This is a genomic window from Okeanomitos corallinicola TIOX110 (assembly GCF_038050375.1).
GTDB lineage: Bacteria > Cyanobacteriota > Cyanobacteriia > Cyanobacteriales > Nostocaceae > Okeanomitos > Okeanomitos corallinicola.
The window spans coordinates 1,244,519-1,271,363 of the sequence record NZ_CP150886.1; the positions used below are offsets into that span (position 1 = coordinate 1,244,519).

General features: G+C 36.2%; 20 protein-coding genes. 10 read left to right on the forward strand and 10 right to left on the reverse strand.

The window, feature by feature from the left end; translation table 11 throughout:
- Positions 1–29 precede the first annotated feature (29 nt).
- Positions 30–3,779, forward strand: coding sequence for a hybrid sensor histidine kinase/response regulator (locus tag WJM97_RS05385; RefSeq protein WP_353932013.1), 3,750 nt, complete (start codon positions 30–32; stop codon positions 3,777–3,779).
- 207 nt (positions 3,780–3,986) lie between these two features.
- Here WJM97_RS05385 and WJM97_RS05390 read toward each other — a convergent pair whose 3' ends face one another.
- Together WJM97_RS05390 and WJM97_RS05395 are read right to left on the reverse strand one after the other, a co-directional pair.
- Positions 3,987–4,118, reverse strand: a complete 132-nt coding sequence (locus tag WJM97_RS05390) for a BrnT family toxin (protein ID WP_353932014.1) — start codon at positions 4,116–4,118, stop codon at positions 3,987–3,989.
- 610 nt (positions 4,119–4,728) lie between these two features.
- Positions 4,729–6,954: an amylo-alpha-1,6-glucosidase gene (locus WJM97_RS05395; RefSeq protein WP_353932015.1), complete on the reverse strand. Its 2,226-nt coding sequence runs from the start codon at positions 6,952–6,954 to the stop codon at positions 4,729–4,731.
- A gap of 428 nt (positions 6,955–7,382) precedes the next feature.
- Between WJM97_RS05395 and WJM97_RS05400 the strand changes: the two genes are divergently transcribed.
- Both WJM97_RS05400 and WJM97_RS05405 read left to right on the forward strand, forming a co-directional pair.
- Complete coding sequence (locus tag WJM97_RS05400; RefSeq protein WP_353932016.1) at positions 7,383–8,612, forward strand: transposase; 1,230 nt, start codon at positions 7,383–7,385, stop codon at positions 8,610–8,612.
- 373 nt (positions 8,613–8,985) lie between these two features.
- Complete coding sequence (locus WJM97_RS05405) at positions 8,986–10,965, forward strand: DICT sensory domain-containing protein (protein ID WP_353932017.1); 1,980 nt, start codon at positions 8,986–8,988, stop codon at positions 10,963–10,965.
- A 342-nt stretch (positions 10,966–11,307) separates the two neighbouring features.
- On the opposite strand, the gene WJM97_RS05410 is transcribed toward WJM97_RS05405, so the two are convergent.
- From WJM97_RS05410 to WJM97_RS05440, 7 genes are all read right to left on the reverse strand, one after another.
- Entirely contained in the window at positions 11,308–11,862 is a 555-nt protein-coding gene (locus tag WJM97_RS05410; protein ID WP_353932018.1) for a protoglobin domain-containing protein, read from the reverse strand.
- 15 nt (positions 11,863–11,877) lie between these two features.
- Positions 11,878–12,813, reverse strand: coding sequence for a DUF4388 domain-containing protein (locus WJM97_RS05415; protein WP_353932019.1), 936 nt, complete (start codon positions 12,811–12,813; stop codon positions 11,878–11,880).
- A gap of 129 nt (positions 12,814–12,942) precedes the next feature.
- Positions 12,943–13,482, reverse strand: a complete 540-nt coding sequence (locus WJM97_RS05420; protein ID WP_353932020.1) for an ATP/GTP-binding protein — start codon at positions 13,480–13,482, stop codon at positions 12,943–12,945.
- A 188-nt stretch (positions 13,483–13,670) separates the two neighbouring features.
- Positions 13,671–14,042, reverse strand: coding sequence for a roadblock/LC7 domain-containing protein (locus WJM97_RS05425; RefSeq protein ID WP_353932021.1), 372 nt, complete (start codon positions 14,040–14,042; stop codon positions 13,671–13,673).
- Positions 14,043–14,145: 103 nt separating this feature from the next.
- Positions 14,146–14,613, reverse strand: a complete 468-nt coding sequence (locus WJM97_RS05430; protein WP_353932022.1) for a hydrocarbon-binding protein — start codon at positions 14,611–14,613, stop codon at positions 14,146–14,148.
- A gap of 587 nt (positions 14,614–15,200) precedes the next feature.
- Positions 15,201–15,851, reverse strand: a complete 651-nt coding sequence (locus tag WJM97_RS05435; protein WP_353932023.1) for a response regulator transcription factor — start codon at positions 15,849–15,851, stop codon at positions 15,201–15,203.
- Between the two features lie 52 nt (positions 15,852–15,903).
- On the reverse strand, positions 15,904–17,103 hold the full coding sequence (locus tag WJM97_RS05440; protein ID WP_353932024.1) for a sensor histidine kinase: 1,200 nt from the start codon (positions 17,101–17,103) through the stop codon (positions 15,904–15,906).
- A 160-nt stretch (positions 17,104–17,263) separates the two neighbouring features.
- Here WJM97_RS05440 and WJM97_RS05445 point away from each other — a divergent pair, with 160 nt between their 5' ends.
- The gene (locus WJM97_RS05445; RefSeq protein ID WP_353932025.1) at positions 17,264–17,740 is read left to right on the forward strand and encodes a P pilus assembly/Cpx signaling pathway, periplasmic inhibitor/zinc-resistance associated protein; all 477 of its coding nucleotides are present in this window, start codon (positions 17,264–17,266) and stop codon (positions 17,738–17,740) included.
- Positions 17,741–17,761: 21 nt separating this feature from the next.
- Here the strand turns inward: WJM97_RS05445 and gntT are convergent, their stop codons facing one another.
- Positions 17,762–19,120, reverse strand: a complete 1,359-nt coding sequence (gntT, locus tag WJM97_RS05450; RefSeq protein WP_353932026.1) for a guanitoxin biosynthesis MATE family efflux transporter GntT — start codon at positions 19,118–19,120, stop codon at positions 17,762–17,764.
- A 117-nt stretch (positions 19,121–19,237) separates the two neighbouring features.
- Between gntT and sipA the strand changes: the two genes are divergently transcribed.
- From sipA to ppsA, 6 genes are all read left to right on the forward strand, one after another.
- Positions 19,238–19,486: a regulatory protein SipA gene (gene sipA, locus WJM97_RS05455; RefSeq protein ID WP_353932027.1), complete on the forward strand. Its 249-nt coding sequence runs from the start codon at positions 19,238–19,240 to the stop codon at positions 19,484–19,486.
- Positions 19,487–19,541: 55 nt separating this feature from the next.
- Positions 19,542–20,099, forward strand: coding sequence for a peroxiredoxin (locus tag WJM97_RS05460; protein WP_353932028.1), 558 nt, complete (start codon positions 19,542–19,544; stop codon positions 20,097–20,099).
- Positions 20,100–20,328: 229 nt separating this feature from the next.
- Complete coding sequence (locus WJM97_RS05465; RefSeq protein WP_353932029.1) at positions 20,329–20,766, forward strand: hypothetical protein; 438 nt, start codon at positions 20,329–20,331, stop codon at positions 20,764–20,766.
- A gap of 53 nt (positions 20,767–20,819) precedes the next feature.
- Positions 20,820–21,689 carry a polyphosphate kinase 2 family protein gene (locus tag WJM97_RS05470; RefSeq protein WP_353933114.1) on the forward strand — a complete coding sequence of 290 codons (870 nt, stop codon included), beginning with the start codon at positions 20,820–20,822 and terminating at the stop codon, positions 21,687–21,689.
- A 131-nt stretch (positions 21,690–21,820) separates the two neighbouring features.
- On the forward strand, positions 21,821–23,725 hold the full coding sequence (locus tag WJM97_RS05475; protein ID WP_353932030.1) for a CheR family methyltransferase: 1,905 nt from the start codon (positions 21,821–21,823) through the stop codon (positions 23,723–23,725).
- 663 nt (positions 23,726–24,388) lie between these two features.
- On the forward strand, positions 24,389–26,833 hold the full coding sequence (gene ppsA / locus WJM97_RS05480) for a phosphoenolpyruvate synthase (RefSeq protein WP_353932031.1): 2,445 nt from the start codon (positions 24,389–24,391) through the stop codon (positions 26,831–26,833).
- Positions 26,834–26,845 lie beyond the last annotated feature (12 nt).

A 26,845-nucleotide genomic window follows, 5' to 3' on the forward strand; every position in this document is an offset into this window, starting at 1 on the left:
TAATTACTAAAGTTAAAATCGAAAAAATTATGATTACAGATACTGAAATTCGTGAACAAGGTCATGCCTACTTTTTGGCCGAAGCACCGGAATTATTACAAGCTATTGAACAGGATTTATTTGGCTTTTTAGAAGACCATAGTAAGAATAAAGTTCATAACTTAATGCGGGCGACTCACACCATTAAAGGGGGAGCGGCTACCGTGGGGCTAGATACAATCAAAATGATCGCCCATTCTTTAGAAGATGTCTTTAAAGCCTTATATAGTCCTGATGTAGTTGTTGATTCAGAACTACAAACTCTGTTATTAGAAGCTTATGAATGTCTGCAACTTTCAGTTTCATCTGAATTAACATCAAGTAATCTTAATCAAGAAGAAATTCTGCAACGAGCCACCACAGCATTTGCACAGTTACAAACTAAATTAGGTGATGCTTTTGGGGCTGAAGAACATATTCCTACGGCGGAAGAATTAGGATTTGATATTGTTCAATCCATATTTGAGGTAGGTGTTACCCAGAGAATAGAGAGTATTACCGAAGCAATTGATAATTCCCTTAATGATCAGGATTTACAAGAGTTTTTAATTTCTCAAGCTGAGGTATTTATAGGGTTATCAGAATCTTTAAATTTGCCTGGTTTAAAAGAACTAGCTGATACAGCTATAGTCGCCTTATTAGCTAATCCCCAGGAAATACATCAAGTAGCACAATTAACATTAGCTGACTTAAAAGCCGCACAAATAGCAGTTTTAGCTGGCGATCGCACATCCGGGGGTTCACCTTCCGGAGCTTTAAAAGCATTTGCTAAAAGTAAACAAGAGCAGCCACAAGAACAGCCAGAGATTACTTCTAATACTAGCTCCTTAGTGACAGTTCCCAAACAACAACTAGAAATTGTCCATACTAATAATAAATTTGTTAATAAGTTTTTTAGTATTACTACAGATTTTTATCACTTTCTCATTACAGCAGATGACAAAAATAATAACCCTTTAAAACCAGCAAACGCTAAATTTTACTTAAAAGTAATTCGCTATATTTTTGGCTGGTTTAATCACCAAAGAGAAATACCAGAAGCAAAACTCAGTCTGGCTTTATTAATTACACCCAATGATCTAGATCACTCAGAAGATTATTTACTAATTTGGCTGGAACAATTTTTAGAGTTTATCAAAGCTCAAGAAGATCAAGAAAATTTGTGTCTTTATCGCCGGGGTGTGGTTTTAATAATTCTCCTCGCTGTAGCTGAATTTGAATATGCAATTCAAAAAAATGATCAGGCACTGAGGATGATCAACACCCTGAAAAAACAAATTCGTAAAGTAGGTAAACAATATAAAAAATACTCTCCCGTTACAGAGGAAGAGAAAAAATGGTTAGATAGTCCTAAGTTACAAGAATTACTAACAATTAAAGAAATATCTGTAGCAGAAAAATCAAATGATATATCTACACCCACCGACTATAATCTAGTAGAAGAAATCTGGGGAGGAGAGCCTGTTTCAGAAGCAGAGCAGGATTTATCTAACCAAGAAACCGCAGAAATTAATTTAGGAGATGATCTGAATGCAGAGAATATTAAAAATGATCATTATTTAGAAAGTATCACCTCATCGGCAGTTAGCGATCGCGCCTTTACAACTACATCTGGAACTGCCTATGAAATCATCAATGATGACACAGAAACTAAACATAGAGACGCGGAGGAGAAACATCAAACATCTACCTATAAAAATACCAAACAATCTACATTTGTACGTGTAAATGTAGAAGGACTAGAACGTCTTAATTATCTGGCTGGAGAATTGCTGATTTATCAAAAACGACGCTTGTTATATGATGATCAAATAGTTGAATTAATTGAGCGACTAAGTGAAAAATTAAGCCAACACCAAGGTGTTTTACAACAATTATGTGATTTGCAATTTCAAGGTAATAACTTTATCGTTGCCACCACCCAAGAAGTTGCTTCTGTACAGTTTGATGCTTTAGAAATGGATGTCTATACAGAATTCAATTTGACATTAAATGAAGCAATAGAGGAAACTTTACAACTACAAGAAACCGCAGAATCTTTAGACTTGTTAATTAAAAAATCCACAGATATTAGTGATCAAAAATATAATTTAACTCTGAACATTATAGATAACCTTGCAGATGCAAGAATGCTACCTTTAGGAACAATTTTAAATCGTTTCCCACAAATGGTAAGTCAGTTAGGTAATGTTTATGCCAAAAATGTAGAATTAAAACTGACTGGTACACAGGTTTTAATAGACAAGGCTATAGCAGAAAGATTGTATGATCCCATATTACAATTAGTTCGTAATGCTTTTGATCACGGGATTGATTCACCAGAAATTCGTCAAAAACTGGGTAAAAAGGAACAAGGTTTAATCGAAATTTGTGCTTATCATCAAGGAAGTCACACAATTATTGAAGTTAGAGATGATGGTAAAGGTTTAAACTTAGATACTCTTCACAAAAAAGCTATAGAACTAAATTTATTACCAGATGATAATCACGGTCAAAATTACTATCATTCTCCCAGCGAATCTGAACTAATTGATCTTATGTTTTCACCAGGATTTTCCACCGCTGCAAAAGTGAGTGAAATTTCTGGAAGAGGTATGGGATTAGATATTGTCCGTAGTCAGTTAGAATCTTTAAATGGGGTAATTTCAGTCCAATCATTCCCCAATCAAGGAACAACATTTACACTCAAAATACCCTTTTCTATGACCACAGATAAACTCATGCTAGTCCAGTCCGGGGGTATTGTTTACGCTTTACTATTAGATAGTATTGAAAAAATCCTCATTCCCTCCGAACAACAAATTAAAGAATTTGAAGGTAAACAAATTCTCTATTGGCATTCTGGTGAAGAAGAAATGGTTGTTAACCTCGTTAAACTTGCGAGTTTAATGTATTATAATGGCTCAATTTCTGGTATCAACTATTTAAACAATATTCCCAGAAACGCTGATACAGAAATAATGAAAAATCCCGTGCTTTTACTCAGACGTAATAATGGGATTTTAGGTTTGGAAGTTGACCAAATTATTGGTGAACAAGAATTAGTAATTAGACCTTTAGGAAGTGCGATATTTCCTCCCAAATATATTTACGGTTGTAGTAGTTTAGCTAATGGAAATTTGATTTTAGTTATTGATGGCACAATGTTGATAGATGCTCAACAAATGGAAGCCACACTTGATTTTAGAACTCTACCTATAGCTGCTGAACATAAAAAACAAGCCTTACCAGTTGCGGAAGAAGTATCATCCACCCCACTGCTGTTAGCATCTACTCCTATCAATAACAAGGAATCTAAATCTACTCCTGTAGCAGTTAGTCATAAATTACCTACAGTGGTGTTAGTTATAGACGATGCTATTAGTGTTCGCCAAACTCTGGTAATGACTCTACAAAAGTCTGGATATCAAGTATTTTCAGCACAAAATGGTGTAGAAGCGATTGAACAGTTACAGTTACATCCAGAAATTGAAGTGGTACTTTCTGATTTAGAAATGCCAAAAATGAATGGTTTTCAGTTATTAACTCACATCCGTCAACATCAAGATTGGAAGAAAAAACCTGTGGTGATTTTAACTTCCCGGAGTTCTGAAAAACATCGTCAATTAGCTAAAGAATTAGGTGCAACAGCTTATTTAACTAAGCCTTATTTGGAGCATGAATTGATTTCTACTGTGGAGAGTTTAGCTAATGAAAATAAGGGTAATTCTAGTCAGAATTTGATTGGCGCTGGGAAGTAGGGGTAGTGACTGTTAACTTACAGCAGAATTCAGGAGTCAGGAGTCAGGAGTAAAACTGGCTTTGTGTATAGGTTTCAATTTAGATTCTGTACCTCATTGATCTGCAATTTGCTGTAGGTTCAAGTCATTACCATAAAAATTCCCCTGCACAGGATCTTGAATATGCTTTCATAAAAAAATTATCTTTTTATTATTACTAACTGTACCTCATAACAGCGGGAAGTGCTGTATCAAAGCCAACGGATCATCGAATACTGTTTTTGCTTCATCAAAATTTACTCCATGTTTATCAAAATTTATTTGTGCTTTGTTATAATCCCATTCAAATTCTAACTTCATATAAATTAGAAATTATGACCCGTTTTTATTATAGGCGATCGCATACTTCTAGGCACCACACTATATAAAGATACCCAAAAAGTAGGGGTTTAGCAATGCTAAACCCTTACAATTATTTGTTGATTTTAGATGCGCGATACTTTCGGTTAGCTTCCCTATCACTGTCTATTTTTCATGATTACAGAAAAGCGATCGCATTTCATATCCCAAGTTTAAATTATATCTTAATAACATGGTATTGATCTGCATCATTATTTAGGGCTTGCTGAATAAATCTCAAAACATTACAGGTAAACGATTTTAGCGATTTTGACTTTCAAAAAATGCAAGCTTTGATGAGGTGAGAACTGAAAAACCTTGCATTTAATTCCTGCTTCAAGGAAAAATAGTTCCCATCCAACTCTTGAAACTGTCACCTGTCACCTGTCACCTGTCACCTGTCTCCACGACAAGACTTTTATGGCTACGCCACGCTCCGCGAACAGCAAACCCTATTTAGTGAGCCACTTCCATTAATGTGATCACCAGCATTGATTATATATTTCCCTTCATCCTCTACATCCTAAAATCCTGAAAATCCTCACATCCTAAAAATCCTAATTCCAACAATCTAAGCTTCAATTACAACTCGTAAATTCCCCCTTTTCTTAGCAACTCGACAAGCAGTTGTACTACCAACTCGCTCAAATTCTAAATCAAGAATCGTCGCACCAACACGCAAATTATGCAACGATAAACGATTAATTGATTCTGGCAAAGCTGGGTCAATAATTCGTAAACAATTATTCTGAGCATCTGGAACTAAATTCACCATCATTTGCAACAATTGAAACATACTACCTGTACCCCAAGCTTGGGGAGAACAAGCAACAGGATAATGTACAGGTGCATTATCTCCTTTCCTTTCATAACCACAAAATAATTCTGGTGGCCGTTGATAAGACTGTTGAGAAGTCATATCAAATAAACCTTGAAATAACTCCAAAGCTTGATCAATTAAACCCAAAGAACGCAACCCCATTGCAATCAGAGAATTATCATGTGGCCACACCGAACCAATATGATAACCCATGGGATTATAAGCCGGTGATAAACTACTTAAAGTCCTAATTCCCCAACCATTAAACATATCCGGTGCGCCTAATCTTTCGGCTACACTATAGGCTTTTTCTGGGGTAAAAATTCCTAAAGCTAAACAATGTCCAGGATTAGAACTAATACTATCTACTTGATTTCCTTCCCCATCTAAAGCTAAAGCACAAAAATCTTGATCTTCGATCCAAAAATCTTTGTTAAATCTCACTCTCAAATTTTTAGCTTCTTCTATCCAAGTTTCTGCTAAATCGAGATGCTTTTTCATCTTAGCAATTTCAGCTAATTTAATTTTCGCCGCATAGACATAAGCTTGGACTTCACAAAGATAAATTGTACCCTCAGCTAATTCTCCTTTTTTATTGACAATACAATCTCCAGAATCTTTCCAACCTTGGTTAATTAAACCACCTTTTGATTTACGTAAATAACCAAGATAACCTGTTTTTTCTAAATTTCTATCAATCCAATCCATTGCTAATAAAGCATTTTTCCACAGTTGTTCTAGGGTTTCTTGATCATGAGTCCAGGCATAATAATCAGCATACAACATTAACCATAAAGGCGTTGCATCCACTGTTCCGTAATATGGGGTATGGGGTATTTCTTGACATCTTGCTAATTCCCCAAACCGCAATTCATGTAATATCTTTCCTGGTTCTTCTTCTCGCCAATCATCCTCTTTTTTACCTTGATATTCTGCTAATAAACTCAAAGTTTCTTGGGCAATTTTTGGATTTAACATTAAAGTTTGGGCAGCAGTAATAATTGAATCCCGACCAAATAATGTAGAAAACCAAGGCACACCAGCGGAAACAGTTTTATGATCACCAAAAGATTGGCGTAACAAATACAGATCTTGTTCTGCTCTTTCAATCACGCGATTAAAAAGACTTTTATCGGCTCTAATTTGGGTAATTTGTTGTCCCCAATCTTGCTCTTCCATTAATTCAGAAGCTTTTGCTTGTGCCAACGTTGTGGCAGCATTAACACCAGAACTAGGCTGATTATTAGTTAATTTCTGCAAACGATAACCGAGTATTTTACTTTCATGGGCAGCTAAATTTAACTGCCAAATAGCAGTATTACCTTGAAAATGATCTGGTTGTTGATGTTGGAATTTGATCCGTGATTCCATCACCGCACCATCTAAACCTTGATAAGCTAATATCAGTAATTCTTCCTTGTTTTCAGACTCTGCTAGTCGTAATAATTGACCTCGTTTTTCTCGTTGATGACCTCTGACTTCAAATAAATCTGCAAAATCCGCATCAAAGCTGAGACTAATTTCAAAGCTGATGTTATTGGTGCTGTAGTTGGCAATTTCTATTTCTTCAAATAAAGCCCCATTCAGTACCATTTCTCGCCGAATACCGATAGTATCAGCTTTAATATGGTCAAATTTGGGGTTAGTGCATAAGACAGATAAAGCAAAACCTTTATCAGCGGTGCTGCTTAATAGAACAGGCGATCGCCTATTAATCTGCAACTCTAAACGACTTAGAAACCGGGTATCAGCACAAAACAACCCCATATTGGGATTTCCATCCTCCAAGGAACACCCGGAAATATTCCCTATTGTATCCGTTACTAAAAATAAATCATCATCTTTAACCGTCAAAGAGGGATATTGTCTTTCACTAACTACACAAGGCCATTCTGGAATAGGTACTTGTACTGCGGGAATAAAAGTCTTGCCATCGAGGACAATGTTATCTGGGGTCATCAACATATCCGGTTTCATAGCCAAATTTCCCTATATTGGACGAGACTGGAGAAAGGTCAAAATGGGAAAATGAGGAAATAGGGACAATTGCCCAATCACCAATCACCAATCACCAAATTTCTATAAATCTATACCTTTTGTATCTCAAGTCAAGCCTGGAATTTCATGGTTTTTGAGAGGTTTATTCACTCATCATCATTAGGAGATACCATAGATAGAAAATACTCAAGGTGATATTTAGTTAAAATTTTTTTTAGAGTCGGTATTAGTAAACTTCGCCGAATTTATAGACAAATATAGTCATCTCTAGTCATTAATCACACAGAAGTCAGCTAAAATAACTCATAAGCTGTTGTGCAAAGAGAACTGAGCAAGAATTTTGTGCATTATCAGATCTAAGATATGTTAGTATATATGGGCGAATATTCATAGAAACTAGCTAGTGTATGCAAGTAGTCGAGCGGCATATCATTCAAAGAAATCATCCCCATTATCAGGAGATTGATAAATTGTGTTTTGCTGCCAAAAACCTCTACAATTATGCTAACTTCCATATTCGCCAAAGTTTCATCTTTACTCAAAAATATCTTGACTACAATTGTTTAGCAAAACAATTAAAAGGGACAGAACCATACCAGGCCTTACCAGCGAAAGTTGCCCAACAAGTATTATTAGGATTACATCGCAACTGGTTAAGTTTTTTTGCAGCAATTACAGCTTATGCCTCAGATAAATCTAAATTTTTAGGTAGACCGAAATTACCCAAATATAAACACAAAGAAAAAGGTAGACATTTATTAGTTTACACAGCCCAAGCAGTGAGTAAACCCCAAATGAAATCTGGGTTGATTCATCTGTCACAAACACAGATTCACATTCCTACAAAAGTAGACTATTGTTATCTCAATCAAGTAAGAATTGTCCCCAAGATTGACCATTATGTAGTAGAAGTTGTCTATGAAAAAGAGGAAACAGATTATGGTTTAGACCCTAATTCCATAGCAGCGATTGATTTAGGCATAGATAATCTAGCAACCTTAACATCAAACCAGCCGGGATTTATACCAGTTCTGGTTTCCGGGCGGATTATCAAATCAATTAATCGTTATTATAATCAAAGAAAAGCCAATTTACAATCTTTACTACCTGCACATCAAAAGACCTCTAAACGACTACAAAGTTTAACTAAAAAACGGAATTTTCGAGTAGATGATTATCTGCATAAAGCCAGTCGCTTAATTATTAACCATTTAGTCAAGTGTGGGATTGGGACTTTAGTAATAGGTCAAAATCCATTGTGGAAACAGAATGGGAATTTGGGCAGTAGAAATAATCAAAACTTTGTTTGTATTCCCCATACTCGGTTTGTACAGCAGTTGAGTTATAAAGCGAAATTAGTGGGGATAAATGTATTGGTTTCTGAGGAGTCTTACACTAGTGTAGCTTCTTTTTTAGACCAAGATGTGATTCCTACTTATGGCAAAGTTGACTCGAAAGAAGTTAAATTTAGTGGTCGCAGAATCAAAACTAAACTTTATAGAGCAGGTAATGGTTTATTGATTCATGCTGATGTCAATGGTAGTTTGAATATTTTACGTAAAGTAGTCCCGACAGCTTTTAGTCTAGGGATAGGGGGCGTTGTAGTTCGCCCCGTCGGGGTTATTCCCGGCAAATGAAAGGCATAAGATATTTGTCTATGTTTTTTGGAACTATTACTCAAACTGAGGGGGTATTTTTTGGGTTAATATCTGGACAGGTGCTTTTTCAAGCCCGAAAATTGAGGAATAGTCATGGGTAATGGTGATAATTAATGGGTAAGATAGCTAAAGGTTGTTTCAATTGCCAATTACCAATTACTTCTTCCCCAACTTTAATTTTGATAGCAGCTGTATCGGTAATTAAAATCACCTGAAAGACTCAAACCCTGAACGGCTTGCGCCAGTCTACGCTATCAGATAGGAGTTTAAAAAAGCTAAATGCTGACTGCTGACTGCTATACAATACTTTTAAAAAGTGGATCTTCCCTAAATTGGGCGTTTAACGATATTCATGAGCATTTCGACTTCTGTGTTGAGTGATTTGCTACAGTCACTACCTTACTTACGGCCTCAGTTATATTTCAAGGCTTCACTAACTGCTCTTTCCCATGCCATGGAAGATCAGGTTTTAGCGACTAACTTGGACGGCCCGCTGATTATTGCTAGTTTTCAGCGAGAGCGATTCTATCGTCAAGAAGCTCATCGCTACAAACGCCTTTCCCGTAGAAGTAATCAAATATATGTATTATCTGCACCAGAAACAGAGTTTGCTCATAGCTCCGATGACTATGAAAAAGTAGCTTTTGAACCAGATGATGCTTTAAGTCAAGAGTGGCATTTAGTAGTAATTGCTGATAACTATGCTACCTGTTTGGTGTGTCAAGAAAGCCAAGGTTCAATCGCTAAAAATAAGCAAATACCAGAAAACACCCCTGGTTTAGATATGGATACGGCGCGAAGATTTGAAGGGATTTGGACTTCGGACAGAGGTGTTAGTCTCAAAGCCGCAGAATTATTATTAGCAAGAATTCAGGTTTATCGGCCAGATTTAGCGGAAAAAATTAATCAAGTACGCCAAAGGTTTGGCATAGGTAAAACTAGCAAGAACTCTAAAAAGGCAAAAATACCCAGTGGATATGCTGGTGATATTGATACTGACCCTTTTGTACAGAGATTGGTAACTTACTTGCAAGCTAGTCAATATAAATTACACAAAGCCTATCGTTCTATTACTGCTCAGGCCAGGAAAGAAAGGTTGATCAATTCCATCAGTATGGCCATTAGGCGATCGCTTGATCCACAAGCTGTTCTAGAAATCGCTGCTCAAGAACTAGGACAACACCTAGCCGCAGATCGTTGTTTAATTTATCGCGCTCAAGCTACTGATGATCAAGCTATCATTGAACATGAATTTTTGAATCCCGGTGTGATGTCTGTCCAAGGACAAGCTTGGGAGTTAGGCAACAATCCTTTATTTCAAGAAATCACACAACACAGTGAAGGGGTTTGTATTGCTGATACTCTGACCGATGAACGGGTGAAAAATTCTGCTGCACTTTCCTTGATAGTTAAAAAATTTAGCATTCGCTCTTGGTTAATAGAACCTGTATTTTCCCAAGGACGATTGATTGGAATTGTAGAATTACATTATTGTCATTCACCCACCTCAGCTTGGCAACCAGGGGAATTAGATTTAGTCAAGGCGATCGCCAACCAAATCAGTGCCGCCCTCATTCAAGCCGAAGCTTTTGCTAATTTAGAAGAACTCAACCAACAGCTAGAAGCCTTAGATCGTACTCGTCGTAATCTCATCGCTATCACAGGTCACGAGCTACGTACCCCCCTATCTACCATTCAAGTTTGTCTAGAAAGTCTAGCCACTGAACCAGATATGCCCCTAGAGTTACGAGAGGTAATGCTGAGTACCGCCCTTTCTGACTCGGAAAGAATGCGAAAACTGGTACAAGATTTCCTCACCCTCTCTAACTTAGAAAGTGGTCGGGTGGAATGGCATCCAGAATCTTTAACTTTACAAGAATGTGTAGAATTATCCCTGAGCAGAGTCCGTACACGAGCATCAACGGAAAATATACCAGAAATTAAAACTCAACTTGCGGACACTTTACCATTAATCAAAGCTGATGGTGACTGGTTAGTAGAGGTACTAGCAAAACTCATTGACAATGCTTGTAAATTTACACCCTCCCAAGGAGAAATTACCATCAAAGCCCACCGTAACGGTCATCAAATGGTAAAAGTAACCGTTGCAGACACTGGACGAGGTATTGAAACCAACCGTCTAGAAATAGTTTTTGACCGCTTTTATCAAGAAGAGGGAGCTTTAAGACGGACTGCTGGCGGGACTGGATTAGGTCTAGCTATTTGTCGGCAGATAGTCAAAGGCTGGAATGGCAAAATTTGGGCAGAGTCTGCTGGCAAGGATCAAGGTAGTAAATTTCATTTTACTATTCCTATTTCTCCAGGTACTTAATTGAGATTTGTTATGGGTAATTGGCTTATTAATCTTTCCCTGTCTCCAAAGAAAAAGCCCCGGTAATATACCAGGGCATTTGATTTTATTGCTATACTAAACACGGTTGGGAAATGGACTTTTGCAAGATCATGAAAAACCTTGAAGTGTAAGGGTTTAGCACTGCTAAACTCCTATCTATAGAATCAAATAATTAAGCCGTTTTGAGTATCAAGACAACAAGTTTTGAGAAAAAATATTTATATGTAGACAAGGCGGTTAGGGCATTAACTAACACTAAAACTTAGACAATGAAAGGCTTTTAGCACTGTCACCTGTTCCCTGTTCCCTGTCACCTGATTTCTACATAGAAGATGCACCAGTAGCAATAAGACGTTTAAATAAAGCTTCTGACCAGCCAGTTTCTCTCAGTACAGCAGAGGAGGAAACTTCTACATAAGCTTGCTCAATAAAAGCCAAATCAATCATACAAATTCTACCTAAAGCCGCCTGTAATTCATCCGATTTACCATCAACTTTTAATTGTTTACCAACTTCATGGACAACCACCGCCATAGCTGGAACTACGTGCTGAGGTGCAATGCCGATTTTGACGTGAACAAGTCCAATATGCCAACGACAATCAGCATATTCTTTACCCCAATTATCCATGCCAGTAAACATTTGATGAAACCATTGAATAAATGTTTCGTGGAGGCGGTGCATTCGTCCTTCTTTTTCTTTTAATATGGCACTCATTTCTTCATCACGTCCTAAATAAGCATAGAAGTGATCAGCCATTGTGGAAGCAATTCCTTGACCCCAATCTGCATGGGAATTAAGAACAGATTTATCTTCAGGGGTAAAACCAATTCTTTTTTCCATTTTGGACATAAAAGCGGTAGGTTCGATAGTCATAATAGTCCTTGTTAATTAAATTGTTTTACTTCTTAAAAAACCAACTAAACTTTTTAGGAAAGATTGGCTAACAGGAGGCTTTTCTGGTTTATCTGATTTGTCTGACTTTTCTGTACTTCTACTTACAGATACATTTTCCTGCAATGGTTCTGGAAAAGAAATTGTAGCAGTAGGATGAGAAAGAGGATCTTCTAGAGTAAAAGAATTTGGTGCAGCAGCAACCATAAAATACTCTTCTGCCAAACCCACTACTATCAATCGGAAGGCAATTTGTTGTACAGTTGCGATGGGGATTGTCAGTTGATTAGCAATATGCTGTAAAGAAACTTGCCCATTCACAAATTCCCAAACTTGCCATTCTTGAGCATTTAAATGTAATTTGGGTTGTCTGACCATTAAACCAGTTAAACCGGAAGTGGGATCTGGGAGTTTTTCTTCTAAAGCACTCCACTCTCGCAACGCACGCAAACCAATTAATATGACCTCTGTTGCAGACATACTCAAACCAGTCATTTCCGCTATAGGTAATGTTGGTATTGGCTCAAATTTAAACAGAGCATCTTTAATTTGGAATAATGCACAAACAGGACGCAAAACTTGGGCATTAAATAAAAGTTTTAGTTGTTCTGATTGTAGCAGTCCCTGAGATTTTAAACATAATCCTAGTGGCGAGTTAATAAAACAAGAAGAAATTTGGGTAACTCTAGATATTACTCGTTCGCTAATCCAACCCCTTTGGGCAATCATTAATGTTAAACCTTGTTTATCTAACCTTTCAGAAGCAGCTACCACACGACCTTGATGTAGCCAAATATAATAAATCTGCTTTTTAGATTTATTATTTTCATCTGAGCAAAATTCAATGTAAAGGATTCCGGTTTTTTTCCCTTGGTCTAAAAACTGGAGTAATTCTGGTAGGGAAAAATCGGCGAAGTTACCAGTGATAGTCATAATTTTCCTCCTGTATGCAAGGATTAAAATATTAAAGTGATGAGAATAATGGATCTTTGAAATTTAATTTCCAAAAATACTTATTCTGGTGAGAAAGTTTTCTTAAAAAAAGAGAAATCATAGCTTAGATTAAACTGCACAACTTTCCATTAAATGTTGGACTAGAGCAATTACAGCTTCAGCTACGGAGTCTCTTTCATTAGGGTTAACTCTGACCATGGGAGGTCTTGCTTCTTCTTCTACATATCCCATTGCCAAGTACACGTCTTCCTCTGACCAAGCTCCCGGAGAATCTGTATGGGTAAGACCAAGTATCATGGGAATATCTGCTCTGGCTTCCATAAAGCTGAGAATTTTACGGGCATAACGAAATTCTCTGGCTCTATGGGCTGCTATTAATACGATATAGGCATGAGCTTTACGAATTAAAATATCCCACATGAAATCAAAGCGAGATTGACCAGGTGTACCATACAGATGTAACGCCATATCCGGTCCAAATTGTAAGCGTCCAAAGTCAAAGGCAACTGTTGTTTTTTGTTTTAATAACGCTGTTTCATCGGTGGCACGGGTATCTGTATCTACTACTTCAATTTCACTGACGGATCTGATAAAAGTTGATTTTCCTGCTCCTACTGATCCTGTGACAATTAAACGCATAATCTCCATGTTTATTTACTCCATAAATAAACCACTAATGAGTGATGTTTCACTTCTTGAACTATGCTCCTTAATGAAAGATTATTTACAGATTTACAGGCTGTTGCTATGAGGTTTAAAGTTCCCTAGCTGGACTTTTTTCTCTGTCTGTAAGGGAACTTTTTCATTAAGTTACCTGTGATTTTGATATGGAGTATTTAGACTAAAATTAGTTTTAGTTCTGTCAGAACTCGTTTAATTTCTAACATTAATACCCCTTGTTTAGCTTTTGCACTAGCCAAAACTAGTAGTACGGCATCTTCACCACAACCAGTTAGAATACCAAAGCCTTGATCTCCTTCTACAAAGATTCGATCAATTGTGCCTCTGGCTAGTTCCAAACCTATTCTTTCACCTAAAGAAAGCATAGATGCTGACATTGCTGATACTCTTTCTTCGTCCATTCCGCCGGGTAAACTTGCACCTAAAGGTAAACCATCGGGAGTAACAAGTGCTGCACCTTGAACATCTGTTGTAGAAGCTACAAAGTTTTGCAAAACCATACCCAGTTTTTCTGTGTTAATTGCCATAATAATTTATTCTCCTGGTACTTCTATTTTGATTGTTATGAGGAAGGTTTTTTCTTATTTGAATAAGTTTGAAATCTGTAATTTGAAGGTACAGACTTTATGATTACATTGGTGTAAATTCAAATACATCGTAAGTACCGCCTCTGAGTACAGAATCAGTATGTGTTCCCCGGAATCGTTGGCCGAGTATTTGTTCTAATGCTCCCCAAGCTGCACCCAATGTAAAGGTACATTTACGTTGAGAATCTGGTGCTTCACCTGCGGAACAAACGGTTTCGGATGTATATACTTTAATCGTATCACCCTCTGTAATAATTTTATTAATGATGCAAAGTCTAGTTCCCTCTTTACCTAATGCTTGGGATAACTGAGCTTGTGCTTGATCTAAAGAGTCTAAACCTCCTGATAAACCCAAACTTTCAGCTAGTTTTTTGCCTCTTGTTCTGCCAGCTGCAATAAGAGCAATGGCTGTGGCTTTTTCTCCTAAAACATCTTCTATGCCAGTAATTAATGATTTAAAACAAACAATACTGCTGAAATCTCCGAGTTGTGGTCTTAGTGTTTCTGACATAATTAATATTTACCTCAATTTAATTTAGATCATCAATGTCTTTACTCCCATCAGTAAAATCTAATTTGCTTGTGTTGTTGTGTCTAATGCTGATGTTTGCAATCCTGTAAGTGTTTCAATTTATGCTTTTGTTTTGATTAATCCTTGTTTACTTATGACTTTATTATCTTGGATGAAAGTTTAATATAACACCGTACAAATACTGAAATTACTTTTGATTATGGTTAAAATAAGATAAGCTTATGTAAACAAATACTCATTTATATGTTTAGGTCTGTAAAGTATATATAGCAAGACTTTTATTTATAAAATATGATTATTTGTCAGTATTTTTTGTTTGATAAAAATAAAAAAAATAACTATAAATAAGTAGATTCTTTGTAGTAAAATTATGATCAGTAATGATTCTTACTAAACCTAGTTAGTCATGAAAAAAGATACAAATATTTACTTATTATTTTCAGTATTTAAATCATATACGTGTTAGCACTCGTCATACCTATGAGAATAGGTAAGAGTAAGTCCTAAATTATTAGCAACGCCAAAAAATATACTCTTTTTTATCAAAACTTTTAAACCTGGATTTCTCATAAAGAGGATAAAAATGTATTTGCCAGAATAGCTGCTTGAGTGCGATCGCGCAAGTCTAAACGATTTAAGATGTTTGTAACATGATTTTTAACTGTTCCCTCAGAAATGTAAAGCGTCTGGGCAATTTCTCGGTTACTAGCACCTGTAGCAATTAGTTGTAATACTTCTTTTTCTCTAGGTGTTAACTCTGATAAACCTGGGGGGATATTTGATATTTGCTTGGTTGTATTCGGTGGGAATTGAGTTAAGAGTTTATTAACTATACCTGGACCAAGTTGAGAATATCCTTTTTCCACTGCACGAATAGCAGCGGCTAACTCTTCTGAGGGTGTATCTTTGAGTAAATAACCCATTGCACCATTTTTTAATGCAGCTTTAACATATTCTTGATCATCAAAAGTAGTTAAGACTAAGACTTTCGTTTCTGGGAAGCGGTTTTGAATTTCTTTTGTAGTAGCAACTCCATCCATAATTGGCATTCTCATATCCATGAGGACGACATCAGGCTGGAATTTTTCTACTAAATTAATGGCAACTTCTCCATTTTCTGCTTCTGCAACTATTTCTAAGTCGGTTTCTAATTCTAATAATGCTCGTAAACCTTGACGGATTAAACTTTGATCATCTACCAGTAAAACTTTAATCATAATTTTTGAAGAAGTTCAAGAAGTTAGGAAGAGGGGGAGATTCATAAACCAATTACCTATTTAAAGGAATTGCAACTTTAATTTTACATCCAGCGTTACGAGCAGATATGATGTTGAATTCTCCATTTAATGCTAAGGTGCGATCGCGCATACTTTGTAAACCAAAACCAGTGGTATTTTGCTCTATATTAAAACCTCTACCATTATCTTCAATAATTAATTGAATACTATCTGTATCACTAATTAATTCTAGATTAACAGTTGAAGCTTGGGCATATTTAGAAATATTTGTCATTGACTCTTGAATTATCCGATAAATGGGGGTATTCATTTCTATGGGAACAGGGTCTTTTAAGTCAATTTGACAATTAACTAAAACACCAGTAGAATGTTGAAAATCTGCTGCTAAAATACCAACAGAATTTGCCAAAGATTTTTCTTGTAAAGCTTGTGTCCTCATAGTAGAAACAGATTGACGCACATCCTGGAGAGCTTTTGAACCCAGTTCTTTAGCTGTTGCTAAAAATGTCATAGCTCTGGGTATATCAGATTTAGAAAGTTTTAAAGCAGTTTCTAGTTGCAAATTTAAAGCAGTTAAAGAATGTCCCAGGGAATCATGAATTTCTCTAGCGATGCGGTTACGTTCTTCTAAGGTAGCTTGATTTTCAATTTGTAGGGCATATTGACGGAGTTTTTCGTTAGCGCTGGCCAATTTATCTCGACTTTCCCGTTCAGATAATACGGCATTCATTAACAATAATACAAACACTAAACCCAAAGCGAATAAAACAGTGAATACAAAACTAAAGAACCTAAATCTTTCTTGTGCTGCTGGTGGTAAACGATGGGGTGGTAGGCGTTCTCTGAGGGTGAATAAGAATAAAATAAAAGACAATAAAGTAATTGTTAAACGACCTGGTAGTTTAAAAATCAAACAACTACGAGTGACTAAAATTAAATAGAAAAAGGGAAAAAGTCTGGCAATTTTACCCCCAGAATAACCAGCAATTAATATTAATAATACTTCCAATGCAGTATATATAACTTTAGCTACGTTATTACTCGTGGGTAATCTTAAACCCATGAAACCAAATATAATTAAACTAATAATAGTTAATTCTGGAAATTGTACTGGAAAACGAGTTGATGGAGGGGAGATAATTACTACTGATGCTGAAAGTCCTAGTAATACCCACTCTAAATAAAGCAGAAACCGAAAGGGATGATTATTAAATTGAATAGGACGAGACATAATAATTTAAAGGTCAAAAGTCAATTGTATTATGTTATAGATTATGGAAACTGAGAACATGACTAAAGTCATGGGTTAAGATGTGACTTTCTCCTCATGTGATTTGTGAAGATGATTGTCTATGATAGTGACATCCAACCAGAAAAAACAAGGTAATTTTATGAAAGTCAAAACATTATCATTAATAGCTGCTGCATTTGCTGTAACTTTAACTGCAACTCCTTTTATAGCACAAGCACAAGAAGCGTCTCCTTCCCGTCAACCTGGTAAAGAATATCGTCAAAAAGGTGGTTGGGAAAAATTAGGACTCACGGAAGCACAAAAAAATAAAATTATGGAAATTCGTGGTAATGCTCGTGCAGAAATGCAAAAAGTTTTCACTACAGAACAAAAAGAACAGTTAAGAGCTATGATGCAGGAGCGTCGAAATGAAGTTTCTCAAGGTAGAAAAAGAGGTTGGAAGAAAAATGCCTTTGCTGAGTTGAATTTAACTGAAGCACAAAAAACTAAAATGCAGGAAATTAAAGAGTCATCAAAACAGCAAATGGAAGCTGTTCTTACTCCTGCACAATTAAAACAACTCCAGGAAATGAAACAGAATAGAGAGTTACGTCGTCAACAACGTAATAATAAATAATCCTGTGGGGGTTCAGCCGTGCTAAACCCCTGAATTTAATTCCTTGATTTTCTCACTGCTATGATTCAAAGTTTGAGGTACTTGTACTGCCAAAACCACCATCAGAGTTGCCATATAAGAAACAAGAGTTCCCCAAAGCAGATGGTTATTTTGGAAGTACCAAGCGGCGAGCGCTAGAGGGGTAAAACCAATGAAGAAAGCTAATAATACGGCATTTCGTAAAATTACAGCTTCCTTCAAACCGATAAAATAACCTTCCAACATAAATGTGATTGCTGTAATTACTAAAACAGGTAACAACCAAATTGTATAATCAGTGATATTGTTATTAATTTCTGGATGATTAGTTAATAGTCCAAAAACCTGTTCGGGAAAAACAACTGATATAAAAACAAAAATGAGGGCGATCGCCAAAGCTGATAATATAGATGCAATCAGCAAAGGTATCATCTGTGCTTGATTTCCCTTACTCTTAAAATTACCAGTCAAAGTTTGTGTAGTCACGCCTACACCTTGGACAGTAAACTGACTTAAAAGTGCAATTTGTAAAAGTAACCCATTTTCAGCCAGAACTGTTTTTCCCATTCCTGCACTTAAATTAGTAAAAATAGAATAAACAGAAATCAAAACTAAAAATCTAATCAAAATATTACTTTTTAACACCACAGTTTTCTTAATAGCTACCCAGTCAAACAATTCTTTAATAGCAGCTAAAAAAACCTGCCATTGAATAGTTAAAACTACCCCCAGCAAACCAACAAATAAACCCAAATACTGACTTAAAGCAGTAGCCAAACCCGCACCCATACTTTCCCAACCCCACTTCACAATCATGAGATAGTCAAGCAAAACATTAGCACCATTAGCTACAATAGACATCAATAGAACGACACCATTCATTTCCCGGCCTAAAAACCAACCAAACAGTACAAAATTGATTAAAACCGCAGGTGCGCCCCAAATTCTCCCATTAAAATAATCAACTCCAGAAGCTTCAATATCTGGAGAACCACTCAACACAAAAAAACCAAATTTCTGGATGGGATATTGCAACAGCAGAATAAATAAACCTAACATCAAAGCTATTAAACCACTGCGTAATCCCGCTAGTAAAACTTCTTGAGGTTGATCAAGTCCCGCTGCTTGGGCTGTTAGCGCGTTGGTACTAGACCGCATAAACTTTAAAACTCGGTATAAATAGTCGAATAGGATAGTTCCTAAAATCACCCCAGCTAAATGGCGAATATCTGCCAAATGTCCTAAAAAGGCAATATCCACTAAACCCGCCAAAGGTATCATCATGTTAGAAAGCATACTAACACTTGCTAACCGATAGAACCGAGGTAAGAAATTGTATGAATTAGGTAATACAAAAGCCATGGAAATTAACAAAATGAGAGATAATTGAGTTTATTTATGGTTGACATTCGGCAAAAATCAGAACTGATAGAATCTGAAAACACCTATTAAAAGTAAGTTAACCTTAACCAGTTGAAAATGTCTCAAGAATTTCCCATTGGTAGTAAAGTCCGTGTCATCGCTCTACCACCTTACATCAAAACCGCCGACCCCATGCCTATGTTACGCCCTCCCAATGTAGTTAGCATTGGCGAAGAGGGTATAGTTATTGACCGTCGCCCTGGCGGATACTGGGGTATACGCTTTGCTAGGGGTAATTTCCTCATAGATAGTCAATATATCGAAAATGCAGAAAATTCTGTCATATCTAATTCAGAATCGGAATAACAACTATCCAAAATGTTAACTTATGTGAAGTGAGTGATGATTTTGGTGAATAACAATGATTTCTCGACGCAGTTTGATCAGCATATTACTGGCTAGTTGTTTATCTGTGATTAGTTGGTTAAACTTTACCCCCACAGCTGCGGCTTTGGGTGGTAAATTACCAGCAATTAATCAGCCAGCACCCGATTTTACCTTACCTACTAACACAGGAGATGGTGAAATTGCCCTTACTGATTTTCGTGGTCAGTGGGTGGTTTTATATTTTTATCCCAAAGATTTCACCTCTGGTTGTACTATCGAAGCACGACGTTTTCAACAAGACTTACCTAAATATCTGCAAAAAAATACCCAGATTATTGGTGTCAGTGCCGATGATATTGATTCCCATGCGGAATTTTGCGATTCTGAAGGGTTAAAATTTCCCCTATTAGCTGATACTAATGGCGCAGTTAGTAAAGCTTATGGTTCTTGGATTGGCTTTTTATCCATGCGACACAGTTTTATTATTGATCCTCAAGGGGTTTTACGGGATACTTTTGTCAAAGTGAATCCTAACATTCACAGTGCAGAAGTGTTAGCAAGACTGGAAAAACTACAGTCAGCAGATTCTTAATAGTTAAGCTGTTGTGCATTTAATTTTTATCAGTCTAGCGGGCAAGATGCCCGCACCACAAGACTTAAAAGAATGCAGAATTTAGAATTTAGAATTTAGAATTACGTTTTGCAACGGGGATTTTACCCCGACGCAAAACACGCTGCTTGTAGAAGCAGGGAACTTTAACCCCCAAAGTTGGTTAAAATATAATTAATTAAGCAATCAATTAAGCTAAAGCGTGGAATATATGGAAGTTGAACGCAAAGCTACCACTTCAACTGCTACAAATAATCGTACAACCTTAGAATTGTTACGAGACATTGAAGGTTCGCTACGTCGTCCTACTGTAGCCGTAATCATCCGGTTTTCACCGCCAAACATCCGGCAGAAATTGCCAGCTGCTTCTGTTTTTGCAGAGGAATTTATGCAAGATTTAGCGAAAATTAATATTAAGGATATTAATGATTTTGAACTGCAACCCGCAAGAATTTATATTGGTTTAACCTTTGTCGGGTTTGGGGCGCTGATGATGGTGATACTTTTACTCTACATCAATACCTTCAATCCCCACATTAATTATCTGGAACAAATAAATAAATATTGGTATCAATATATTTTGTGTGTTTGTTTAGGTGTGACAGGAATGTTTCTCATTGCGAGGGAAGTAATTCGTTATCACCGCTAAGTTTAGGTATAATTTTAATTCAGCAATATCCCAATATAAAAGTGCAATTACCAATGAATCATGATCCTTTTATTGTTTATCCTGGGGTGAAAATTTCTTTACAGGATGATTATAACCCCAGTTATAAAGCTGAATTTCATGAAAAAGCCGATGCGAGAAAAAAACTCAAGGCAGGGATTAAAGAACTAGCTAATTATCAAGATGTTCTCTATGCTCAAAATACCTATGCTTTATTAATAATTTTTCAAGCCATGGATGCTGCTGGTAAAGATAGTACCATTAAGCACGTCATGTCTGGAATTAATCCCCAAGGATGCCAAGTTTTTAGTTTTAAATCTCCCAGTGATGAAGAACTAGATCATGATTATTTATGGCGGTCAATGAAGGCTTTACCAGAACGGGGGAGAATTGGTATATTTAACCGCTCATATTATGAGGAATTGTTAATAGTTAGGGTACATCGAGAAATACTAGAAAAACAACAATTGCCCTATATTCCTAGTGGTGATAAAATCTGGCAGCAGCGATTTGAGGAAATTAATAATTTTGAAAAATATTTGGTAAATAATGGAATTGTTATTCTGAAATTTTTTCTCAATGTGTCTAAACAAGAGCAGAAACAACGCTTTTTAGAACGAATTGAATCACCGGAAAAAAATTGGAAATTTTCAGCTAGTGATGTGCGTGAGCGTGGTTTTTGGAATGATTATATGATGGCTTATAATCAAATATTTAATAATACTAGCACTGAATATGCACCTTGGTACATTATTCCAGCAGACCGTAAGTGGTTTACAAGGTTAGTTGTTTCGGATATTATCTGCAATAAATTAAAGGCATTAAATCTCCAATATCCCAGTTTAAGTGAAGAAGATAAGCAACGACTTGTAGAGGCTAAAAAAATTTTAGAAACCGAAATTTGAGCGGGGAATAGTTATTTTGATTAATTTAGTGTATCCTAATTATTGCTAGAGTAGACAATTAAGTTAATAACTAAATAACTAAAGAGTGCTACTAAGAGGAAACTGTATTACCTAATTATCAAAATAATTTCATGATTACCCCAGAAAAAAACCCTGATTTTGAACAATTACTTACTTATATTAGAAAAAATCGTGGTTTCGATTTTACAGGTTATAAGCGGTCAACTTTAATTCGTAGAGTGAATAAGCGTATACAATACCTGGAAATAGAAAGTGTTAAAACTTATCTAGAGTATTTAGATTATTTAGAAGTTTATCCCGGTGAATTTCATCATTTGTTCAATACTATTTTGATTAATGTCACTGAATTTTTTCGGGATAATACGGCTTGGGAATCCCTGGGTAAGCAAATTATACCTAATATTATTAATGGGAAAAAAAGTGATGAGCAAATTCGCATTTGGTGTGCTGGTTGTGCATCTGGTGAAGAGGCTTATACTTTAGCAATTATAACCTGTGAAGCTCTGGGAATTGAGGATTTTCGTCAACGAGTGAAAATTTATGCTACAGATGTGGATGAAGAAGCTCTTAACCAAGCTCGTCAAGCTACATATTCTAGAAAAGACATTGAACTTATACCAGGAGAATTAAGGGATAAATATTTTGATTTAACTGGAAATTATTATGTATTTCGTCAAGATTTGCGTCGTTGTATAATTTTTGGTCGTCATGATTTACTTCAGGATGCACCAATTTCTCGGTTAGATTTGTTAGTTTGTCGGAATACGTTGATGTATTTCCATGCAGAAGCTCAAGGGCGAATTATGAGCCGTTTTCATTTTGCTTTGAATGATCATGGTTATCTGTTTTTAGGTAAGGCAGAAATGTTATTGATGTATTCTAATTTGTTTACATCTGTAGATTTAAAAAATAGAATATTTGCCAAGTTATCATCCCCAAATCTACGTAACCGTTTATTATTTATGCCCAATTCAGCTAATCATGAATCTAGTGGGAGTTTATCGCATCTGATGCGACTGAAAGAATTAGCTTTTGATCTTGGTTCAGTTGCCAGAATAGTAATTGATACAAATGGTTTATTAGTGATAATTAACGAAGCAGCCCGTAATTTATTCAATTTATTAAATACTGATTTAGAGCGTCCTTTTTATGAGTTAGAACTTTCCTATCGCCCCATAGAATTGCGATCGCTGATTGAAAGAGTTTGTAAAGAACGCCGTTCTGTTAATATTAAGAATGTAGAACGCTATGTTTCTGAGTCAGAAAATCAATATTTAGATGTGCAAATTGTACCCATCCAAGATAATAATTTAAGTCTGTTGGGTGTGAGTATTGATTTTAATGATGTCAGTCGTTATGTAAGATTAGAAGAAGCACTGGAATCTTCCCAAAAAGAATTAGAAACTACAAATGAAGAACTCCAGTCTACCAATGAAGAATTAGAAACTACAAATGAAGAACTCCAGTCTACCAATGAAGAATTAGAAACTACAAATGAAGAACTCCAGTCTACTAATCAAGAACTGGAAACTATGAATGAAGAACTCCAGTCTACTAATGAAGAATTACAAACCATAAATTATGAATTGAGTAAACGGACTTTAGAACTGAAGCGTAAAAACATTTTTATTACCTCTATTCTTAAAAATATGCTCACAGGAATAGTAGTGATTGACAAAAACTTTAATATTTTAATTTGGAATCATTTAGTAGAAGATTTATGGGGATTAAGATATGATGAGGTGTTGAATAAATCTTTGTTTAGTTTAGATATTAGTCTGCCTCTAGAAAAGTTGCGATCGCCTATTCTTGATATCATATCTGCTAAAACAGATTTACAAGAGATGATTATCGAAACAACAAATCGCCGAGGCCAGCAAATCAAATGTTATATTGCTCTGACTCCTTTAATTGAAAAATCAATAGAAGGAGTAGTTTTAGTTATGGCAGATATAGAGCAGGTGGAAAGCATGATTTCTGTGGAAAAAATGGCAGAAAGAAAACAAAATCAGTAATTAATTATTCAAATTTTTACTCTCCAAGGATTTTACTACTAAACGCTGATAGCGACTGTATGTAATTGTTCACAATATACCAGCTAGTCTGATAGTCTGTTTAGATGTTTGCTCAAAAATACTATCCACTAAGGAAACAGAAATATTAAGATTCATCACAGGCATTTCTTGCCAACAGGTACGACAAAACCAGTAACTATGAGAGCTACGTATATGTTTTAAGAGTAAATTAGAACAGCAGGGACAGTAATTCATATATTTATAAAATCCTTTTCATAAATTTTTTCTATTTCTATTAGTCATTTAACTAACCAAGGATAGGTAAAAATAAATTTCCTATCCTGTCTAATGTAGTTGAAGAGTGTGAGGAAGTTGTGAAGATTCTTTGAATATCACAACATTACGTAATATTTAGAAACAAAGTGATCAGATTTACTTTACATTTAGTAATATTGCGCGGATTTTACATATTTCATCTTCACAAGTTCCTCAAAATTACGTGTATATAAATAGTTATAGAAGCCCATTGATGTCCTAATTACCTTGTCCATTGCTATAAATTCAAAGCCAGAATAATCAATTAAATATTTTTCATCGGGGAATTTATCCAGGCTTCTCAATCAAAATAGTAATCAAAATATAGATTTTCAGGGACTTAAAAATATGCTGGAAATAAGAAATAATAATCAAGCAAACAATAGCCCAGCTACCAAAGAAGCAGCTTTAGTCCTACCTTTTAATGTTGTTGGTATTGCAGATATAGCCTTTGTGGGTGGAAAAAATGCCTCCTTGGGAGAGATGATACAACAGTTACAATCCAAGGGGGTAAAAGTTCCCACTGGTTTTGCAACTACGGCTTATGCTTATAGACACTTCATCACTAATGCAGGTTTAGAAACTAGACTCAGAAAGATTTTTGCAAATTTAGATGTAGAAGATGTTGAGAACTTGCGACAATGCGCTAAACAAGCTAGATCATTAATGCTGGAAACACCATTTCCCTTAGAATTACAGGAGGCGATCGCTAGATCCTATCAAGCTTTATGTCAAGAATATGGTGAAGATACAGACGTTGCAGTTCGTTCCAGTGCAACTGCAGAAGACTTACCCGATGCGAGTTTTGCCGGACAACAAGAAACCTACCTCAACGTTCACGGACTCAAAGGCGTTTTAGAATCTTGTCATAAATGCTTTGCTTCCATTTTTACAGATCGTGCTATTTCCTACCGACAACTGAGAGGTTTCGATCATTTTGAAGTTGCACTGTCAGTAGGTGTGCAAAAAATGGTACGTTCCGACCTAGCTTGTGCTGGTGTCATGTTCTCCATTGACACCGAAACCGGTTTTAAAGATGCAGCCTTAATTACAGCAGCCTATGGTTTAGGTGAAACCGTCGTTCAAGGTGCTGTAAATCCCGATGAATACTTAGTATTTAAACCTACCTTAAAACAAGGCTGTCAACCCATTCTTCAAAAACGTTTGGGAACAAAAGAAATTAAAATGGTCTATGACTTAGGTGGCACAAAATTAACAAAAAATGTCTCTGTCCTCCCCGGAGAACGTAAACAATTTGCCCTTAATAATGATGAAATTTTACAACTAGCAAACTGGGCTTGCATCATTGAAGACCATTATTCTCAAGTCCGGGGTATAAACACACCAATGGATATTGAATGGGCAAAAGATGGAAGAACTGGAGAATTATTTATAGTTCAAGCTAGACCAGAAACAGTACAATCTCAAAAATCTAAAACTGTCCTGAAAAGTTATCACCTGCAAGAAAAAAGCGAAATTCTTTTAACAGGTCGTAGCGTTGGGGAAATGATTGGCCAAGGTAAAGCTAGAGTTATTCTTGATGTCCATCAAATCAATCTATTTCAAGCAGGAGAAGTATTAGTAACTAACCGCACAGACCCTGACTGGGAACCAATTATGAAAAAAGCCAGTGCCATTGTTACTAACTCCGGCGGTAGGACTTGTCACGCGGCAATTATTGCGAGAGAAATGGGAATTCCGGCTATAGTTGGTTGTGGTAATGGGACTACGACATTACAACCTGGACAGGAAATAACTGTGAGTTGTGCTGAAGGTGAAACAGGTAAAGTTTATGCAGGTTTATTAAACTTTGAAATTCAAGAATTACCTTTAGATAATCTACCTCGTACCCGCACTAAAATTATGATGAATGTGGGTAATCCAGAGGAAGCATTAGGTTTAACAGCAATTCCCAACGATGGTGTTGGTTTAGCAAGGATGGAATTTATTATTGCTAACCACATTAAGGTGCATCCCTTAGCATTGTTACATTTTGAAGAATTAGAAGATGAATTAGCAAAATATAAGATTGCCGAATTAACAAACCAATATGAAGATAAAGCCGAATTTTTTGTTGGTAAATTAGCACAAGGTATTGGTACAATTGCCGCCGCATTTTATCCGAAACCTGTCATAGTTCGATTATCTGATTTCAAAAGTAATGAATATGCTAACCTCTTGGGTGGTAGACAATTTGAACCCAAAGAGGAAAACCCGATGATTGGTTGGCGTGGTGCTTCTCGCTACTATGACCCCCGTTACCGTGAAGGTTTTGCCTTAGAATGTGAAGCTATGAAGCGGGTACGGGAGGAAATGGGTTTAACTAATATCATCCTGATGATTCCGTTCTGTCGTACTCCCGAAGAAGGAAAGCGGGTACTTGCAGAGATGGCGAAAAATGGCTTGGTAAAAGGTGAAAATGGTTTGCAAGTCTATGTGATGTGTGAGTTACCCAGTAATGTGCTACTTGCAGATGAGTTCAGTCAAGTTTTTGATGGTTTCTCCATTGGTTCTAATGACTTGACACAGTTGACTTTGGGACTAGATCGAGATTCTGAATTAGTGGCACATTTGTTTGATGAACGCAACGAAGCGGTAAAACGAACAATTGCTAAGGCGATCGCCACTGTTCAAGAATATAATCTCAAAATCGGTATCTGCGGTCAAGCTCCTAGCGATTATCCAGAATTTGCCAGGTTTTTAGTAGAATTGGGTATTGATTCTATTAGTCTTAACCCTGATTCGGTGATTAAGACAATGTTAGAAATAGCCGCCGCTGAAGGAATTAAATAATTCCATGCTAAA

What these genes read in the sequence shown, in the direction of transcription:
- WJM97_RS05385 (WP_353932013.1), top strand. Translation starts at nt 30, where the DNA reads ATGATTACAGATACTGAAATTCGTGAACAAGGTCATGCCTACTTTTTG.
- WJM97_RS05390 (WP_353932014.1), bottom strand. Translation starts at nt 4,118, where the DNA reads ATGAAGTTAGAATTTGAATGGGATTATAACAAAGCACAAATAAATTTT.
- WJM97_RS05395 (WP_353932015.1), bottom strand. Translation starts at nt 6,954, where the DNA reads ATGAAACCGGATATGTTGATGACCCCAGATAACATTGTCCTCGATGGC.
- WJM97_RS05400 (WP_353932016.1), top strand. Translation starts at nt 7,383, where the DNA reads ATGCAAGTAGTCGAGCGGCATATCATTCAAAGAAATCATCCCCATTAT.
- WJM97_RS05405 (WP_353932017.1), top strand. Translation starts at nt 8,986, where the DNA reads ATGAGCATTTCGACTTCTGTGTTGAGTGATTTGCTACAGTCACTACCT.
- WJM97_RS05410 (WP_353932018.1), bottom strand. Translation starts at nt 11,862, where the DNA reads ATGACTATCGAACCTACCGCTTTTATGTCCAAAATGGAAAAAAGAATT.
- WJM97_RS05415 (WP_353932019.1), bottom strand. Translation starts at nt 12,813, where the DNA reads ATGACTATCACTGGTAACTTCGCCGATTTTTCCCTACCAGAATTACTC.
- WJM97_RS05420 (WP_353932020.1), bottom strand. Translation starts at nt 13,482, where the DNA reads ATGGAGATTATGCGTTTAATTGTCACAGGATCAGTAGGAGCAGGAAAA.
- WJM97_RS05425 (WP_353932021.1), bottom strand. Translation starts at nt 14,042, where the DNA reads ATGGCAATTAACACAGAAAAACTGGGTATGGTTTTGCAAAACTTTGTA.
- WJM97_RS05430 (WP_353932022.1), bottom strand. Translation starts at nt 14,613, where the DNA reads ATGTCAGAAACACTAAGACCACAACTCGGAGATTTCAGCAGTATTGTT.
- WJM97_RS05435 (WP_353932023.1), bottom strand. Translation starts at nt 15,851, where the DNA reads ATGATTAAAGTTTTACTGGTAGATGATCAAAGTTTAATCCGTCAAGGT.
- WJM97_RS05440 (WP_353932024.1), bottom strand. Translation starts at nt 17,103, where the DNA reads ATGTCTCGTCCTATTCAATTTAATAATCATCCCTTTCGGTTTCTGCTT.
- WJM97_RS05445 (WP_353932025.1), top strand. Translation starts at nt 17,264, where the DNA reads ATGAAAGTCAAAACATTATCATTAATAGCTGCTGCATTTGCTGTAACT.
- gntT (WP_353932026.1), bottom strand. Translation starts at nt 19,120, where the DNA reads ATGGCTTTTGTATTACCTAATTCATACAATTTCTTACCTCGGTTCTAT.
- sipA (WP_353932027.1), top strand. Translation starts at nt 19,238, where the DNA reads ATGTCTCAAGAATTTCCCATTGGTAGTAAAGTCCGTGTCATCGCTCTA.
- WJM97_RS05460 (WP_353932028.1), top strand. Translation starts at nt 19,542, where the DNA reads ATGATTTCTCGACGCAGTTTGATCAGCATATTACTGGCTAGTTGTTTA.
- WJM97_RS05465 (WP_353932029.1), top strand. Translation starts at nt 20,329, where the DNA reads ATGGAAGTTGAACGCAAAGCTACCACTTCAACTGCTACAAATAATCGT.
- WJM97_RS05470 (WP_353933114.1), top strand. Translation starts at nt 20,820, where the DNA reads ATGAATCATGATCCTTTTATTGTTTATCCTGGGGTGAAAATTTCTTTA.
- WJM97_RS05475 (WP_353932030.1), top strand. Translation starts at nt 21,821, where the DNA reads ATGATTACCCCAGAAAAAAACCCTGATTTTGAACAATTACTTACTTAT.
- ppsA (WP_353932031.1), top strand. Translation starts at nt 24,389, where the DNA reads ATGCTGGAAATAAGAAATAATAATCAAGCAAACAATAGCCCAGCTACC.